Annotated in this window: 14 protein-coding genes and 1 riboswitch; of the genes, 5 read left to right on the top strand and 9 right to left on the bottom strand. The window is 68.3% G+C overall.

What is annotated here, in order from left to right; translation table 11 throughout:
• Positions 1–2: 2 nt before the first annotated feature.
• The 3 genes from hemC to F614_RS0104265 form a co-directional block, all read right to left on the bottom strand.
• Positions 3–947, bottom strand: coding sequence for a hydroxymethylbilane synthase (gene hemC / locus F614_RS0104255; protein ID WP_081618404.1), 945 nt, complete (start codon positions 945–947; stop codon positions 3–5).
• A gap of 135 nt (positions 948–1,082) precedes the next feature.
• Complete coding sequence (locus tag F614_RS0104260; RefSeq protein ID WP_019558343.1) at positions 1,083–1,805, bottom strand: LytTR family DNA-binding domain-containing protein; 723 nt, start codon at positions 1,803–1,805, stop codon at positions 1,083–1,085.
• Positions 1,802–2,833 carry a sensor histidine kinase gene (locus tag F614_RS0104265; protein ID WP_019558344.1) on the bottom strand — a complete coding sequence of 344 codons (1,032 nt, stop codon included), beginning with the start codon at positions 2,831–2,833 and terminating at the stop codon, positions 1,802–1,804. The genes F614_RS0104260 and F614_RS0104265 overlap by 4 nt, the downstream gene beginning before the upstream one ends.
• Positions 2,834–2,948: 115 nt before the next feature.
• Here F614_RS0104265 and argH point away from each other — a divergent pair, with 115 nt between their 5' ends.
• On the top strand, positions 2,949–4,397 hold the full coding sequence (argH, locus tag F614_RS0104270; RefSeq protein WP_019558345.1) for an argininosuccinate lyase: 1,449 nt from the start codon (positions 2,949–2,951) through the stop codon (positions 4,395–4,397).
• A gap of 57 nt (positions 4,398–4,454) precedes the next feature.
• Here argH and F614_RS0104275 read toward each other — a convergent pair whose 3' ends face one another.
• Positions 4,455–4,958: a hypothetical protein gene (locus F614_RS0104275; RefSeq protein ID WP_018867592.1), complete on the bottom strand. Its 504-nt coding sequence runs from the start codon at positions 4,956–4,958 to the stop codon at positions 4,455–4,457.
• 145 nt (positions 4,959–5,103) lie between these two features.
• Here F614_RS0104275 and F614_RS0104280 point away from each other — a divergent pair, with 145 nt between their 5' ends.
• Positions 5,104–6,612 (top strand): YdiU family protein, encoded by a 1,509-nt coding sequence (locus F614_RS0104280; RefSeq protein ID WP_019558346.1) that lies wholly within the window; start codon positions 5,104–5,106, stop codon positions 6,610–6,612.
• Between the two features lie 42 nt (positions 6,613–6,654).
• On the opposite strand, the gene F614_RS0104285 is transcribed toward F614_RS0104280, so the two are convergent.
• Positions 6,655–7,914 carry an inorganic phosphate transporter gene (locus F614_RS0104285; protein ID WP_018881984.1) on the bottom strand — a complete coding sequence of 420 codons (1,260 nt, stop codon included), beginning with the start codon at positions 7,912–7,914 and terminating at the stop codon, positions 6,655–6,657.
• A gap of 32 nt (positions 7,915–7,946) precedes the next feature.
• A complete protein-coding gene (locus F614_RS0104290) occupies positions 7,947–8,627 on the bottom strand; it encodes a TIGR00153 family protein (RefSeq protein WP_018867589.1) in 681 nt (226 codons plus the stop codon).
• A 101-nt stretch (positions 8,628–8,728) separates the two neighbouring features.
• Positions 8,729–8,826: riboswitch (TPP riboswitch) on the top strand.
• 77 nt (positions 8,827–8,903) lie between these two features.
• Here F614_RS0104290 and thiC point away from each other — a divergent pair.
• Positions 8,904–10,793 carry a phosphomethylpyrimidine synthase ThiC gene (gene thiC / locus F614_RS0104295; protein ID WP_019558347.1) on the top strand — a complete coding sequence of 630 codons (1,890 nt, stop codon included), beginning with the start codon at positions 8,904–8,906 and terminating at the stop codon, positions 10,791–10,793.
• A gap of 30 nt (positions 10,794–10,823) precedes the next feature.
• Here the strand turns inward: thiC and F614_RS0104300 are convergent, their stop codons facing one another.
• Both F614_RS0104300 and F614_RS0104305 read right to left on the bottom strand, forming a co-directional pair.
• A complete protein-coding gene (locus F614_RS0104300) occupies positions 10,824–11,921 on the bottom strand; it encodes a diguanylate cyclase (RefSeq protein WP_019558348.1) in 1,098 nt (365 codons plus the stop codon).
• A 41-nt stretch (positions 11,922–11,962) separates the two neighbouring features.
• Positions 11,963–12,340, bottom strand: coding sequence for a DUF5362 family protein (locus tag F614_RS0104305; protein WP_018876807.1), 378 nt, complete (start codon positions 12,338–12,340; stop codon positions 11,963–11,965).
• A gap of 226 nt (positions 12,341–12,566) precedes the next feature.
• Between F614_RS0104305 and F614_RS0104310 the strand changes: the two genes are divergently transcribed.
• Positions 12,567–13,049 carry an FHA domain-containing protein gene (locus F614_RS0104310; RefSeq protein ID WP_018878226.1) on the top strand — a complete coding sequence of 161 codons (483 nt, stop codon included), beginning with the start codon at positions 12,567–12,569 and terminating at the stop codon, positions 13,047–13,049.
• Between the two features lie 20 nt (positions 13,050–13,069).
• The gene (locus F614_RS0104315) at positions 13,070–14,770 is read left to right on the top strand and encodes a serine/threonine-protein kinase (RefSeq protein WP_018878225.1); all 1,701 of its coding nucleotides are present in this window, start codon (positions 13,070–13,072) and stop codon (positions 14,768–14,770) included.
• A gap of 295 nt (positions 14,771–15,065) precedes the next feature.
• Here the strand turns inward: F614_RS0104315 and F614_RS0104320 are convergent, their stop codons facing one another.
• Complete coding sequence (locus F614_RS0104320; protein ID WP_019558349.1) at positions 15,066–16,103, bottom strand: LysM peptidoglycan-binding domain-containing protein; 1,038 nt, start codon at positions 16,101–16,103, stop codon at positions 15,066–15,068.
• Between the last annotated feature and the right edge of the window lie 11 nt (positions 16,104–16,114).

A 16,114-nucleotide genomic window follows, 5' to 3' on the forward strand; every position in this document is an offset into this window, starting at 1 on the left:
GTCTACCCCTTCGTGTCCTGGCCGTGTTCGCGGTGGGCGGCCGCGAGCAGTTCACCCGCCCCCAGTTCCAGCAGCATGTCCGCGAGGCGAATCCCCAGGGCCTCGGCCTCGCCGCGCGGCCCGTCCACCTGGCGGCGCAGCAGGCGGCTGCCATCCACCGCGCCCACCAGTCCGTCCAGGTGCAGCTGGTCACCGTCCAGCGTGGCATGGGCCGCCAGCGGCACCTGGCAGCCGCCCTCCAGACGGCGGTTGAAGGCGCGTTCGGCACGCACGCGGTCGGCGGTGTCGGGGTCGTTGAGCGGCGCAATCAGGTCGCCGATCGCGCGGTCGCCCGCGCGGCATTCGATGGCGATGGCCCCCTGGCCGACCGCCGGGAGGCTGACGTCCGGCTCCAGGCAGGAGCGGATGCGTTCGTCGAACCCGAGGCGCTTGAGCCCGGCCGCGGCCAGCAGGATCGCGTCGTACTCGCCGGCATCCAGCTTGCCCAGGCGCGTGTTCACGTTGCCGCGCAGGTCGCGCACCTCCAGGTCCGGCCGCCGGGCCCGCAGCTGGCACTGGCGGCGCAGGCTGGAGGAGCCCACCCGCGCACCTTGCGGCAGCTCGTCGACATGGGCGTAGCGGTTGGACACGAACGCATCATGCGGGTCTTCGCGGTCCAGGATCACGGGGAGTTCCAGCTGCTCCGGGAGCTCCATCGGCACGTCCTTCACCGAGTGCACCGCGATGTCGGCGCGGTCCTCCAACAGCGCGATCTCCAGCTCCTTCACGAACAGCCCCTTGCCGCCGATCCGGGCCAGCGGCGAGTCCAGCACGCGGTCGCCCTGGGTGGTCATGCCCACCAGTTCGACCGGGCGCTCGGGTTCGCGGGCGCGCAGGCGGGCGGCGACATGTTCCGCCTGCCACATGGCAAGCGGGCTCTTTCGGGTGGCGATGCGTACAGGCTTCATGGGTTGTCCGGGCGAGCCACGGCGCGGGCGGCCGGGCGTTCAAAACGCACTAGTATAACGATCATGGCGGTCGGCCCCGAATCCCGCGCGTTTCCCTGGCCTTGATCCGCCGGACGTCCGGGGCGGGCCAGGTAGTCAGGTGCCGTTGCGCAGGTACTCGCGCACCCGTGGGAGCTGGCGGCGGCTGATCGGCATCGGGTCCAGGTCGTCGTGGAACAACAGGCGGTTGTCGGTAGGTCCGAGGGTTTCGATCCCCTTGATCGACGCCTTCACCGCCAGGCAGCCGCGGTGCACCCGCAACAGCGCCGGGCCGTAGAGACTCTCCAGATCCCGCAGGCGGCCATCCACAAAACCCGCCAGGCGCGCGGAACGCGCCATCACGTAGCCGCCCTCGGCGATGAAGATATCGACCCGCTCCAGCGGGACGCGCTCCTCGCGCCGACCCACCGTGATATGCACCTCGTTGGGAAAGGTTTCGACCCGCCCCTGCTTCTGTTGCACCGCGCGCTGCAGCGCCTGGTCCAGTCGTTCGCGGCGTACCGGCTTCAGCACATAGTCGCGCACCCCCGCCTCGAAGGCCTCCAGCGGGAAGCGATCATGGGCGGTGACCAGGATCACGGTCAGCCCCGGGTCGGCGGCATGCAGGCGCCGCGCGAGCTCCAGCCCGGTTTCGCCGGGCATATCGATATCGAGCAGCAGGGCATCCGGCATGTGGTCTCGCAGGCGCGTCTCGACCTCACCGGCGTGCGCGGCCTCTGCCACCACCCGATGCCCCAGCTCCCGGGCCAGGGCGCTCAGGCGCTGGCGGGCGATGGGCTCGTCATCGGCCACCAGCAAGTCCAGTGGGCGGTCGTTCATGGGGTTCCCTCCCGGGTCGCGAGTGGTAGCCGGATACGGACCTCGAATTGCCCGTCACGGCCCTCGGTTTCGAAGTGTACCCGCTCGCCGAAGGCGTGCTGCAGCCGCAGCCGCACGGCCTCGGTGCCGGTCCCGGTACCCTCGCCGCGGGCCTGCGCGTCCACGCTGTTACCGAGGATCAGCGTCACGCGGCCCGAATCCATGCGGCAGCGTACCCAGATGCGGCCCGCTCCGCGCGCCGGGGCGATCCCGTGCTGGATGGCGTTCTCCGCGAGCGGCTGCAGGAACAGCGTGGGCACCGGCACGTCCAGTCCGGCATGGTCGGGACAGTCCCAGTCCAGTTCCAGGCGCTCGCCGAAGCGGGTCTGCTCGATCCCGAGGAAGGCGCGGACCAGCTCCAGCTCCTCGCGCAGCGAGTGGCGGTCCCCGGTGGCGAAGGTGGCGCGGAACAGGTCCGCCAGATCCAGGGTGATCTGCTCCGCCCGTTCCGGGTCACTGCGGCACAGGCCGGCGATGGTGTTCATGCTGTTGTAGAGAAAGTGCGGGCGCAGGCGGGCGCGCATCGCCTGTTCGCGGGCCGCGGCCACGGCCCGGGTCTCGCGCTGCCAGGCCGCCTGCAGGTAGAGGTAGTGCATCGCCACCAGGCTGAGGATGGTCGCCACACCGATCACCGGCCAGCGCAGGGCCGGGTCGGCCAGCACCAGCTCCTCCGCCAGACGATAGACGATGGCCGTGTTGGCGATGGGCACCAGCGGCGGCAGCACGATCTGGGCGATCAGGGGGAGCCGGTGCAGCGGGCGCTTCAGGGCGCACAGGATCAGAAGGCTGGTCAGCGCCACCCAGAAGATGAACAGGGCGTGCAGCGCCAGGGCCGACAGCCAGTCCTGCCCCCCGCCGCGCAGCAGGGCTACCGCCAGCGCCAGCAGCACGGCGACCATCAGCACCCGCAGCAGGGTCTCCGCGCTGCAGAAGTCCGGCAGCGGCGACAGCTCCCCGTAGGTCTGCCTGGCGGAGTCCCCCTGGGCCATGCGTCAGTTGCTCCCCTGGTACCGGGCCTCGTTCCGGGGACGTGGTCGTGCCATGTTCACCCCCCCTTTGTGCCCGTATACTTCCGTGTCTTTCCAAGTCCCTTCAGGAAGCACCATGACGCAGGATTCCCCGCACGACAAGCCAGCCGCCACACCCGCCGCCTCCGGCGAGGCCAAGCTGTGGGGCGGACGCTTCTCCGAGCCGACCGATGCCTTCGTCGAGCGCTTCACCGCCTCGGTGGCGTTCGACCGCCGTCTGTATCGCGAGGACATCCAGGGCTCCCAGGCCCATGCACGCATGCTGGCGAAGGTCGGGGTGCTGACCGACGCCGAGGCCGCGCAGATCCTCGAGGGGCTGGACGCGATCCGCGACGAGATCGCCGCCGGTGCGTTCGACTGGCAGGTCGGGCGCGAGGACGTGCACATGAACATCGAGGCACGGCTGATCGAGCGCATCGGTGACGTTGGCAAGAAGCTGCACACCGGGCGCTCGCGCAATGACCAGATCGCCACCGACATCCGGCTGTGGCTGCGTGCGAGCATCGACGACATCCTGCGCCTGATCCGCGGCTACCAGGACGGTCTGGTCGCCCTGGCCGAACGCGAGGCGGAGACGGTGATGCCGGGCTTCACCCACCTGCAGACCGCGCAGCCGGTCACCTTCGGCCACCACATGCTGGCCTGGTACGAGATGCTGGAGCGCGATGCCGAGCGCCTGCGTGACGCGCGTCGTCGGGTGAACATCCTGCCGCTGGGCGCGGCCGCGCTGGCCGGTACGCCGTATCCGCTGGATCGCGAATACACGGCCGACTTGCTGGGCTTTGATGGCGTGACCCGCAACTCCCTGGACGCCGTCTCCGATCGTGATTTCGCCATCGAAATCACCGCGGCCGCGGCGACCCTGATGATGCACCTGTCGCGCCAGGCCGAGGAGCTGGTGCTGTGGACCAGCGCCCAGTTCGCCTTCATCGAGCTACCGGACCGCTACTGCACCGGTTCCTCGATCATGCCGCAGAAGAAGAACCCGGACGTGCCCGAGCTGGTGCGCGGAAAGACCGGCCGCGTCTATGGCCACCTGATGTCCCTGCTGACCCTGATGAAGAGCCAGCCGCTGGCCTACAACAAGGACAACCAGGAGGACAAGGAGCCTTTGTTCGACACCGTCGATACCCTGCTCGGGTCGCTGCGCGCCTTCGGCGACATGGTGCCGAACCTCGAGGTGCGGCGGGAGAACACCCTGGCCGCGACTCGCAAGGGCTTTGCCACCGCGACCGACCTGGCGGATTACCTGGTTGGTCGCGGCGTGGCCTTCCGCGACGCCCACGAGGTGGTCGGCCGGGCGGTGCGCATCGCCCAGGAACGCGGGGTGGATCTGGCGGAGCTGCCGCTGGCAGAGCTGCAGGCGATCAGCCCGGCGGTGGGCGAGGATGTCTTCGCGGTGCTGACGCCGGAGGGCTCGGCGGCGGCGCGCAACCTCACTGGGGGGACCGCCCCGGACCAGGTCCGCCGCCAAGCCGCAGCGGCGCGCGAACACCTGGCCGCGCTGGCCCGCGCGGATACCTGACGCAGAGGGCCTTGCCGGACGGACACGGGGAGAGCGCGACCCCGTTCGCCGCGAGCCTTACCTGCGATCCAGCGTGGACTCCAGCACTTCCCAGTGCACGTTGCCGTGGACGACCTCGTAGGCCAGCAGCAACTGGCCATGCGCGGAGTCACCCTCGAAGTTCGCCAGCACCCATTGGTGGTTGAGTACGTGGATGCCGTCGCGGCGGAAGGCGTATTCCTCGCCCGCCGGGGCCTCGTGGGGGATCAGGTCGGTCTGCGGCATCAGGTCGTCGGCCAGGCGCTCATTCGGGCGCACCATGCCGCGGCGTTGCAGGTCCTGGATGTGGGCGTTGGTCAGACCCAGTTCCACCGGGCGCGGGACTTCGTGGCGGGTGTACTGCTGCAGTTGCATCTGCGCCTGCAGCAGGTCGCGGTTGGCCTCCGACAGATCCTGTTCCAGACCGTTGCCGCGGGCGATGTAGATCGCCAGCACGACCACGAAGAACAGCATGAAGCCGAGCCACACCAGGCGTTCGCTGGTCTTCAGGTTCTGCGGCTTGGGGTTGTCTTGTTCGGACACGGGGCTTGCCTCCGGGATGCATGCGGACGGCCGGTGGCCACGGGCCCCGGCCGGGGAATGAACGTGCGACCGCCGTGGGTTCCTGAACCGGGGTCGTTGCGACGCGCATGATAACCCCTGACACCGCAACCTGCCGAGCTGCCCCATGTCGGTCCACGACCCTGCACAATCTGACCTCCCCGATACGGAACTGGAGTGGATCAACCGCTTCGCCCGGTTGCCGGAGGCTTTTTATGACCGGCCCGCCCCGGCCCCGTTTCCCGGCGCCAACTGCCTGGCCGCAAGCCCCGACATGTGCGATCGCCTGGACCTGGACCCGGCCGCGTTGGAGCGCGATCCGTGGTTGGGGGCCTGTACCCGGGGGAGCGAGCTGCCGGGCGCCGAACCCCTGGCATCGGTGTATGCCGGTCATCAGTTCGGAGTATTCGTGCCACAGTTGGGGGATGGTCGCGCCAAGCTGCTCGGCGAGATCCGAACCGCCCGGGGCGAGACCTGGGAACTGCAGGTCAAGGGGGCTGGACCAACCCGGTACTCGCGAGGGGCGGACGGTCGTGCGGTTGTCAGGTCCTCGGTGCGCGAGTACCTGGTCTCCGAGGCGATGGCGGCGCTGGGTGTGCCTACCACGCGGGCCGTGGCGCTGTTTGGTTCCAGTCTGCGGGTCTATCGCGAGCGCATCGAACCGGGGGCCATCGTGCTGCGGGCGGCGCCGTCTTTCATCCGCTTCGGCCATTTCGAGTACTTCCACTACAACGGCTACAGCGCGCGCCTGCAGGAGCTGATCGACTATGCCCTGGCGCACGACTATCCGGAGCTGGTGGATGCCGAAGATCCGGTGGCTGCGATGCTGGAGGCGGTGATTGGACGCACCGCGGAGATGATCGCGGACTGGCAGGCCATCGGGTTTTGTCACGGGGTGATGAACACCGACAACATGAGTCTGGCCGGGCTGACCATCGACTATGGTCCGTTCGCCTTCATGGATGCCTTCGACCCCGGCTACATCTGCAACCACACCGACCAGGGCGGGCGCTACGCCTTCGATCAGCAGCCGCAGATCGCGCAGTGGAACCTGATCCGCCTGGCCGAGACCCTGGTGATTTACTTCGCCGACCCTACCCGGGAGGCGGCGATCGAGCGCGCCAAGGCCTTGCTGGAGGATTTCCAGCCGCAGTACCGCCGTGCCTGGCTCGCGCGCATGCGGGCGAAACTCGGCCTGCAGGCGGCGCAGGAAGGCGACGAGGCCCTGATCCAGGACCTGCTGGCCCGCATGGCGGCCGAGGGCGTGGACTACACCCGCTTTTTCCGCCAGTTGCCGGATCTGGAGCAGGCGGAGACGCGCGCGCAGCTGGAATTGGAACTGGAGGATCGGGCCGCCTGGCAGGCATGGTGGTCGCGCTACCAGGCACGCCTGGCGCAGGAAGCCCGGGCGGCGGATGCGCGCCGGGCGGCGATGAACGCGGTCAACCCGAAGTACATCCTGCGCAACCACCTGGCGCAGGCCGCGATCGAGCGGGCCGAGGCCGGTGACCCCTCCGAGGTGCTGCGCCTGCAGCGGATTCTCGCCCGGCCGTTCGACGAGCAGCCCGAGTTCGAGGCCTATGCCGATCTGCCCCCGGCGTGGGCCAGCGGCATCCAGCTGAGTTGTTCGTCCTGACCGGACGGAATGCGTGCGGGGTGTGGAATGAATGCCCCGAGCTTACCCGAGGATGCCGCGCAGGATGTAGAAGTAGACCACCGCGAGGATGGCCCCGGCCGGCAGGGTCACGATCCAGGACAGGAAGATCATCCGCACCAGCCCCAGGTTGATCGCGGCGATCCCGCGCGCCAGGCCCACCCCGAGGATCGCGCCGACCAGGGTGTGCGTGGTGGAGATCGGCAAGCCGGTGCCCGAGGCCAGCACCACGGTCGCCGCCGCCGCGGCCGTGGCCGCATAGCCACGACTGGGCGTGAGCTGGGTGATGCCGGTGCCGACGGTCGCGATGACCTTGTGGCCGTAGGTGAACAGGCCGAAGACGATCCCGAACCCGCCCAGCAGCAGCACCCACATCGGCACGACCGTCTCGGTGCTCACATCGCCGGTCTGGATCACGTCCACGACCGCGGCTAGCGGCCCCACCGCATTGGCGACGTCGTTGGAGCCCAGGGCGAAGGCCATCGCGCAGCCGGTCACCACCATCTGGACGCCGAACACCTTCTCGACATTGGCAAAATGGGAGCCCTCTTCGCCCACGCCCGTGGGGTCGTCGAAGCGCAGGCGGCGGATCGCCATCATCCCGAGCACGACCACCACCGCGCTTACCAGGGTGGCGAAGCCATAGGCCTGCAGCGTCGTCAGATCCAGCCCGACATGGGTCAGCCCCTTGAACATCGTGACCAGGGCGGTGACGAAGGCCGTCAGGAAGATGTATAGCGGGGCCCAGCGCTTGGCGTTCTTCAGCGGATCGACGGTGTCCAGGATCAGGATCTGCACACTGCGGAACAGGGCAAACGCAATCATGCCGCCGACCATGGGCGAGACCACCCAGGACATCGCAATGGTCCCGACGCGCTCCCAGCGCACCACCTCGAACCCCAGCCCCACCACGGCAAAGCCGACGATCGCGCCGATGATGGAGTGGGTCGTGGAGACCGGCCAGCCGAAGTAGGAGGCCACGAGCAGCCATGTTCCGGCTGCGGCCAGCGCGGCCAGCATCCCGTACACGAGCAGTTCGGGGTTGTCCGCCATCAGGCTGGAGTCGACCATCCCGCTGCGGATGGTCTGGGTGACCTCGCCGCCGGCGAGCCAGGCCCCGGAGAATACGAAGATCGCGGCGACAAAGACCGCCTGGCGGATGGTCAGCGCGCGCGAGCCGACCGAGGTACCCATCGCATTGGCGACGTCATTGGCGCCGATGCCCCAGGCCATGAACAGGCCGAAGATCACTGCAAGGCCGAGCAACAGGGTGCTGTATTCCATGCGGTCCTCGGTTCCTTACTTGGTATGGCCTGTTACTTCGCCAGCATCAGTTGCAGGCGGCTGCCTACACGCTGGGCCAGGTCGGCCAGCTCGCCGATCGAGTCGATCACGCGGTACATGAAGATCACGTTAACCGGGGGCAGCTCCGCCTCCTGGGCGAACAGGATCTCGCGCACCTCGCGCTGGGCCTCGTCGGATTCGTGCTCGATCTGGTCCAGCTCGGTGAGGATGCCGTTGACGACCTCGACCTCGTGGCCGCGGAAACCCGCCTCCACCAGCTCGTCCAGTTCGTTGATTGCCCGACCGGCCTGATCGACCGCATCCACACTGCGGTCGAGGAAGCGCTTGATCGGTTCCCGCATGTTGTCGGGGAACTGCATCTGGCGGCCCAGCATCAGCCCGGCGATGTCCTTCGCCATGTTGGCGATGCGATCCTGGATCAGCAGGGTATCCAGCACGTCGCGGCGCGACATCGCCAGCATCATGCCCTTGGGCAGGTGCAGCCGCAGGTCCTTCTTCAGGCGGTCGGCCTCGCGCTCCAGCTTCGCGATCTTGCGCTGCTGCTCGCGCGCGGTCTCCCAGTCATCGCGCGCCATGGCCTCCATGAACGGGGGGAGCTCGGCGATGCAGGCGCGGATCTTCTCCATGTGCGCCTGCAGCGGGCGCACCGGGGAACGGCCAAACAACTCGAAGACGAAGTTCTTGGGGGACATGGCGGCGCGAAGGTTGTCACAAAGCCATAATCTAACGCAAAACACCGTGGCCCGCGCGGACTTGTTTCGTGTCGAGGCCGCCGTTCTGCGCTAGACTCGTGGATCAGAGCTGGGGGTGCCCGCCGTGGATGCGGGCTGAGAGAGTCCCCTTGAACCTGAACCGGTTAACACCGGCGGAGGGAAGCTCGGTCAACGGTCTGCTGTACCCGGGGTCCCTGCCCCCGCGATCGCCCTGCCCGCGCTCCCTTCGCCTCACGCGACAGCAGAGGTCCGATCATGAGCGCCATCCCCGAGTCGTTTGCCCGCAAGACCGCCGAGGTCTCCGCGGAGGTCACCCGCCCGTTCCCGAACTCCGAGAAGCGCTACGTCGAGGGGTCGCGCGCGGACATCCGCGTGCCGTATCGCGAGGTCGCGCAGACGCCGACGATGACCTCCGGCACGCCCGAGGAGAACCCGCCGATCCCGGTGTACGACACCTCCGGCCCCTACACCGACCCCGAGGCGAGCATCGACCTGCACCGGGGCCTGGCGGACCTGCGCGGCCCGTGGATCGACGAGCGCGGCGACACCGAATGGCAGGATGGCCCCAGTTCCGAATACGGCCGCGTCCGCGCCGCCGACCCGGAACTGGCCAGCCTACGCTTCGAGCACATCCGCCCGCCGCGCCGGGCGAAGTCCGGGGCGAACGTCTCGCAGATGCACTACGCCCGCCAGGGGGTTGTCACCCCGGAGATGGAGTTCGTCGCCATCCGCGAGAACAACCGCCTGCAGGAGCTGCGCGCCGACCCGCGCTACAAGAAGCTGCTGCGCCAGCACGCCGGCGAGTCCTTCGGGGCGTCCATCCCCGAGGCGATCACGCCCGAGTTCGTGCGTGACGAAATCGCCCGTGGCCGCGCGATCATCCCGGCCAACATCAACCACCCGGAGCTGGAGCCGATGATCATCGGCCGCAACTTCCGCGTGAAGGTCAACACCAACATCGGCAACTCCGCGGTCTCCTCTTCGATCGAGGAGGAGGTCGAGAAGCTCGTATGGTCCGCGCGCTGGGGCGGCGACACCCTGATGGACCTGTCCACCGGCAAGAACATCCACGAGACCCGCGAGTGGATCCTGCGCAACTCGCCGGTGCCGATCGGCACCGTGCCGATCTACCAGGCGCTGGAGAAGGTCGACGGCAAGCCGGAGGACCTGACCTGGGAGCTGTTCCGCGACACCCTGATCGAGCAGGCCGAACAGGGCGTGGACTACTTCACCATCCACGCCGGCGTGCGCTTGCAGTACGTGCCGCTGACCGCCGACCGCGTGACCGGCATCGTCTCGCGCGGCGGCTCGATCATGGCCAAGTGGTGCCTGGCGCATCACGAGGAGAACTTCCTCTACACCCGCTTCGACGAGATCTGCGAGATCATGAAGGCGTTCGACGTCTCCTTCTCGCTGGGCGACGGCCTGCGCCCCGGCTGCCTGGCGGACGCCAACGACGCCGCGCAGTTCGGCGAGCTGGAGACCCTGGGCGAGCTGACGCAGAAGGCCTGGGCGCACGACGTGCAGGTGATGATCGAGGGCCCCGGCCACGTGCCGCTGCAGAAGGTGAAGGAGAACGTCGACAAGGAGCTGGAAGACTGCTTCGAGGCGCCGTTCTATACCCTCGGCCCGCTGGTCACCGACATCGCCCCGGCCTACGACCACATCACCTCCGGCATCGGCGCGGCCAATATCGGCTGGTACGGCACCGCGATGCTCTGCTACGTGACACCGAAGGAACACCTGGGCCTGCCCAACAAGCAGGACGTACGCGACGGCATCATCACCTACAAGATCGCCGCCCACGCCGCCGACCTGGCCAAGGGTTTCCCCGGCGCGCAGCTGCAGGACAACGCACTCAGCAAGGCACGCTTCGAATTCCGCTGGGAGGACCAGTTCAACCTCGCGCTGGATCCGGAGCGCGCGCGTGAATTCCACGACGAGACCCTGCCCAAGGATGCGCACAAGGTCGCCCACTTCTGCTCCATGTGCGGCCCCAACTTCTGCTCGATGAAGATCACCCAGGACGTGCGCGACTACGCCGCGGCGCAGGGCATCAGCGAGGACGAGGCCCTGAAGAAGGGCCTGCAGGAAAAGGCGGTCGAGTTCGTCGAGAAGGGCGCGAAGATCTACCGCGAGGTGTAGGCCAGCGGGGCTGGCCCGGGTCAGGACGCCCTACCGCACCTCGATGCGGTCGCGGCCGTTCTCCTTCGCCGCATACAGGGCCTGGTCGGCACGATCAAAGGTGTCGACCCGGCTCTCGCCCGGCCGGTATTCGGTCACGCCGAAGCTCGCGGTGCGCCGCCCGACCGTCTCGAAGTCGAAGGCATTGATACGGGCCTGCAGGTCACGGGCGACCCCCTGTGCCTGCGTGACGGGCGTCTGCGGTAGCAGCACGAAGAACTCCTCGCCCCCGATCCGGCCGATCGCATCCACCTCGCGCAGGTTCTGGCGCAGCAGGTCCGCGAACTGTCGCAGCACGCGGTCACCGGCACTGTGCCCCCAGGTATCGTTCACCGCCTTGAAGTGGTCGATGTCCAGCAGGATCACCGAGAACGGTTCGCCGTAGCGCTCGGTGCGGGCCCGCTCCGCCTCGAACAGGCGCTCGATATGGGCGCGGTTCCATAGCGAGGTCAGCTCGTCGACCTGCGCCGAGCGTTCCAACTGGCGTTGCTGCAGGAAGCTGTGCTTGCGCGCATGCTCCAGCATGAAGGCACTCAGCGCGCCGAAGCTGAAGGCGGCCAGCACCCACAGGAGATGCAGCTGGATCAGCTCGCCCTGCATGGGATCGCGAAAGGCCGCGACAATCACCTGCGCCACGATGGCGGTGGCGGCCATCGTGGCCGGGCGCAGCGGCAGGCCCGATATTGCGAAGGTCCACATGATGCTGAGGTAGATCTCGGGGGCGAACACCAGGAACTGCGGCGATCCGGTGTTCAGATAGAGATTGGCGCCATTCGCGATCACCGGCGCTACCATCAGCAGGGCCCACATCGGCCGTTGCAGCGGGGCCCGCAGGCTCATCGCGGCCACCGCCAGCAGCAGGCCGGGCACCAGCATCGCATGCGCGACCAGCCGTTCGCTGTGCAGGTCCGCCGCCACAGACTGTTCGACGGCGCTGAACAGGAGGTACATCAGGGCCGTCAGCAGCGCGACATAGCGGACCTGCGGGATACGCGCCTGGCGGTGCCAGGCGTCGAACGCCTGTTGAACCGCGGTGTCTTCCCGGTGCAGCGGGTCCCAGAGGGCCCGTGGGCGCCTGGTGTTATCCAAGCCATGACTCCTTTTCTGGCCCGAGCCCCGGGCGAGGGTACCTACATGGCGCCGCTCATGCCCCCCATACCCATCAGTCCGGCGCCGATCCCGAAGATCATGCCCAGCACCATCAGGATCAGGTAGATCAGCAGCAGCACACCGAAGATCGTGAAGTAGATCCGCAGGCGCCCGAGCGCGTACTTGATCGCCTCGGGGTCGCCGCTTTCGTAGGCGCGCTGGGAGGCACCGGCGGCCTGCATCAGAACCACGCCGGCCCAGATCGGGATCCACGCGATGATGATGCCGATGATCGACAGCGCGGTGAGTACGCCGGAGATGATCAGCATGATGCCGATCAGCTGCATCCAGAACTTCCCGCGAACGAGTGGTTCGATCAGTGCGCGAAGGTCGGCCGTGCTGGTTGCGTCCTGTTCCATGTTCAGACTCCTTGTCGTGTTGGCTGGTCGTGACGGGTGGGTCTCCGGAGCATAGCAGGCCGCCTCATGCTGTGACGCATTCGTTGTTTTGGCGCGTGCAGCCCGTGCATACTCGACCGGGTGCAAGCCCGAAGAGCAGGGCCGGGTCACGGCTCGAGAAGCAGGGGGATGTATGAGCGATCAGGGACGACGCAGAGATGGCGGCCGCAGCGGGCCGCAGGGCACGATGCTGTTTCAGGGACAGGCCGTGCCCGAGCCGGAGGCGGCGACCGACCCCGCCGGCGAGGAGACCCCGCCCGGTGGCCATCCGGTGCTGGTGGGGCTCTCCGAGCCCTTCGGCCAGCAGCGCCTGACGCTCAAGCCGGGCAAGCGCTCGGTCGGTCGCCAGGCGGACAACGACATCGTCCTGCAGGAGGGCAGCGTGTCCTCGCAGCATGCCTGGCTGGTCAACGACGGGGGCGAGTGCCGGGTGGTCAACCTGCTCTCCACCAACGGGACCTGGGTGAACGACGAAAAGGTGCACGAGGCCGTGCTGAAGGACGGCGACCATGTCCGTTTCGGGCGTGCCGAGTTCGTCTTCCGCCGCCGCGATGACGGCTCCGATGCCCGACCCGGTGGTGGCCGCCGGTCGCGCTGGCGCTGGCTCGGTATCGCGGTCGTGGTCCTGGTGCTGGCGGTGATCGCGCGCATCCTGCTCGAGACAGCCTGAGGGCCGGGCCCGGCTCCCCCATGCAGCGGATCGGGCGCTACGGGGTCGGCGAGGAGATCGGCCGCGGTGCGATGGCCGTGATCCATCGTGGTTACGACCCGGACATCCGCCGGCCGCTGGCCATCAAATCCCTGCAGCCCGACTACGCCTGCCGCCCCGAGTATCGCCGGCGCTTCCTGGCCGAGGCCCGCGCGGCCGGCACGCTGACCCACCCGGGTATCGTTACCATCTTCGATGTCGGCGAGTCGGATCACCAGCCGTTCATCGCGATGGAGCTGCTGGACGGAATCACGCTCGCGGAATTTGCCGACCAGTTCCGTCCGTTGCTGCTGCGCAATGTCCTGAAGATCGCCATCCAGCTGGTGGAAGCGCTCGATTACGCGCACCGGCATGGTGTGGTGCACCGGGATATCAAGCCGGAAAACATCATCGTCACCAGCGCCACGGCCAATATCAAGGTGATGGACTTCGGCATCGCCCGCACCCTCAGCGATCCCGACTGGCGGGCCGACGATGATGGCTATGTCGCCGGTTCCCCACACTACATGGCCCCGGAGCAGGTGCGCGGCCAGCCCACCGATGCGCGGGCCGACCTGTATTCGGTCGGCGTGGTGCTGTACGAACTCCTGACCGGCGCCACGCCGTTTCGTGGCCACGATGTCGAGACGCTGCTGACCCGGGTGGTCCGGGACCCCGTACCGTCAGCCCGAGTCATCGTGCGCGACTGCCCGCAGGAACTGGTCGAGTTGGTATTGCGCCTGCTGGCGAAAGACCCGGACCAGCGCTATCAGTCGGCGGGCGAACTGCTGGTGGACCTCGAACGCATCGAAGAGCAACGCAGCGAACGTGAGCGGGCCGGGGCGGGCCGCCGCATCGTCCCGTTGCGGTTGCGCTGGGCGGCGGTGATGGGGGTCCTGGTCGCGGTCACGCTGGTCGTCGGCGGGGCCCTGGTCCACCAGAAGCAGAATGCGGTGATGACCGACCTGGCCTTCGACTATGGCTCCACGCTCGCCCAGATCATCTCGGTGGAGAGCGCCGAGGACCTGCTGCTGGAGGACACCATCGCGGTCCAGGGCCGCCTGCGCGACATGCAGGCCAACCGCGAGATCGCCCTGCTGAGCGTGGCGGACCATCGCGGACGGGTGGTGGCCAGCAGCGATCCCGAGGCCATGGGCCAGCCGTATCAGCCGCCGCCCGAGGAGCATCTCCTCCAGCGCCGCGACGGCCAGGCCGTGTGGTCCGTGGCCGGGCCGGATGGCGGGGAGCTGTTCCTGTTCGAGGCCCCGGTGCGCTACCAGGATCACCACATCGGCCAGCTCCAGGTCGGGTTGTCCACCGGGTCGCTGCGTGCGGCCAACGAGGCCACGTTCATGGCCCTGCTGATGCTCACCCTGGTCACGTTGCTCGCGGTGCTGCTGGGGGCCTACGTCCTGGCCCGGCGCCTGCAGGAACCCCTGGACCGCCTGCGCGGGGCCCTGGACCAGATCGGTCAGGGACGGCTGGACACGCGCATCCGGGCCCGGCGTCGGGATGACTTCGAACGTGTCTTCAGTGCCTACAACGCGATGGCGGATTCGCTGGAGGCGCGCATGAAGCGGCGCACGGACGGGGTGAGCGAACCCGGCACCGGCCACGCAGCATCTGCCGGGGACCGGACCCAGGAACTGGCCCCCGAGGATCTGCCGTCCGAGGCGGCCCCGAGACGGACCGGAACCGACTAAGGAAACACTGATCCCTGTACGCGCTCGCGTTGGCACCCCAGGTTTTCCGAGACCAGGCGCGTCGCGCAGTGGCTAGTGGTTCTACCGGCCCGTTTTGGATGGATTTGGGGCGCAACGCAGAATCGGAAAACCTGGGGTACCAACCCCGAAGGGGCTCGGCCCCCCGTTGCTATCAAAAACGGGTCGCGAACGGAGTTGCGGTTCCCTTGTGCAGAATGACTGCATGGCGGTCACCGCGCATTAAACGCACGCAAAAGCGACTCGAGCGCGAGCGTGTACAGGGATCAGTGTTTCCTTAACCGTCGAGGGCGTCCAGCCGGCGCTGCAGTTCCAGCGCGCGCAGCCGGTACCCGCGGGCCGCCTCGAACTCGGGGTCGATGGCCAGCGCCTCGTCCCACAGCGCGATCGCGGTATCCAGGTCCTGGTTGCGGTAGCGCACGATGGCCTCTGCATGGAGGGCCTCCTTGCGCTGTTGCTCCAGTTCGGCGTGGTGCTGGCGGGCGCCGGAATGCTGCGGGTCCCGCGCGAGCACCTCGCCGAAGGCCTCGAGCGCCTCCGCGGTGTCCCCGGCTGACCGGGCCTCCAGACCGCGCTGGTACCAGTAGCCCGTTTTGGCCTCGCGCGCCAGGGGCTCCAGCCAGTCGGCCCACTGCGTCTCCGCCTCGGGGCGCTGCCGGGCCCGCTCCACGACCTCCAGGGCCGCGCCGTAACGCTCCGCAGCCAGATCGGCCTCAAGGGCCCGGCGCAGGCCGTCCTCGCCCACCCCGGGGGCGGCATCCGGATCCAGCGCGGTCAGCTGATCGTCCAGGTCGCTGGTGCCGCGTGGCAGATCCGATGCGTCTCGGGGGATGCGCAGCCGCTGCCCGACCAGCAATCGGTCCGGGCGCTCGAGGTCGTTGTACCGCGCGAGGATCACGAAGCGGTTGGCATCCCCCAGGTGTTCGCGGGCCAGTCGGGCCAGGGTCTCACCGGGTTCCACCGTGTGCTCGAAATGCGCCTCGCCGAGCATGGCCCGCGGATCCCCGGAAAGCTGCTCGCGCAGATGACGGGCGGCGTGGTTCCGCGGCTCGTCCGCGAGGATCCGGTCGAGCGCGACCTGTGCCCGGTCCATCTCGCCGCGCTGCAGGAGCTGCACGATCTCGGCGATCTCGAGACGTTCGATCTCCGGCTCTTCCGCTGCCGGTTCGGGCGCGGGGGGTTCCGCAAACGCCGTTTCTTCCTCGGCCTCCGCATCCGGGTTGAATACCCCCTGCAACTGCGCGCAACCGGGCAGCAGCCCGGCCAGTGCGGCGAGCAGAACGAGGCGTAAAGGCAGGGTGCGGAACTGCGTCATGGCAAGATCTT

It is taken from the genome of Thioalkalivibrio sp. ALE12 (assembly GCF_000381105.1).
Lineage (GTDB): Bacteria > Pseudomonadota > Gammaproteobacteria > Ectothiorhodospirales > Ectothiorhodospiraceae > Thioalkalivibrio.

Coding starts and splice junctions, on each gene's coding strand:
- F614_RS0104260 (WP_019558343.1), bottom strand. CDS start 1,805: ATGAACGACCGCCCACTGGACTTGCTGGTGGCCGATGACGAGCCCATC.
- F614_RS0104265 (WP_019558344.1), bottom strand. CDS start 2,833: ATGGCCCAGGGGGACTCCGCCAGGCAGACCTACGGGGAGCTGTCGCCG.
- hemC (WP_081618404.1), bottom strand. CDS start 947: ATGAAGCCTGTACGCATCGCCACCCGAAAGAGCCCGCTTGCCATGTGG.
- F614_RS0104315 (WP_018878225.1), top strand. CDS start 13,070: ATGCAGCGGATCGGGCGCTACGGGGTCGGCGAGGAGATCGGCCGCGGT.
- argH (WP_019558345.1), top strand. CDS start 2,949: ATGACGCAGGATTCCCCGCACGACAAGCCAGCCGCCACACCCGCCGCC.
- F614_RS0104320 (WP_019558349.1), bottom strand. CDS start 16,103: ATGACGCAGTTCCGCACCCTGCCTTTACGCCTCGTTCTGCTCGCCGCA.
- F614_RS0104285 (WP_018881984.1), bottom strand. CDS start 7,914: ATGGAATACAGCACCCTGTTGCTCGGCCTTGCAGTGATCTTCGGCCTG.
- F614_RS0104280 (WP_019558346.1), top strand. CDS start 5,104: ATGTCGGTCCACGACCCTGCACAATCTGACCTCCCCGATACGGAACTG.
- F614_RS0104305 (WP_018876807.1), bottom strand. CDS start 12,340: ATGGAACAGGACGCAACCAGCACGGCCGACCTTCGCGCACTGATCGAA.
- F614_RS0104290 (WP_018867589.1), bottom strand. CDS start 8,627: ATGTCCCCCAAGAACTTCGTCTTCGAGTTGTTTGGCCGTTCCCCGGTG.
- F614_RS0104310 (WP_018878226.1), top strand. CDS start 12,567: ATGCTGTTTCAGGGACAGGCCGTGCCCGAGCCGGAGGCGGCGACCGAC.
- thiC (WP_019558347.1), top strand. CDS start 8,904: ATGAGCGCCATCCCCGAGTCGTTTGCCCGCAAGACCGCCGAGGTCTCC.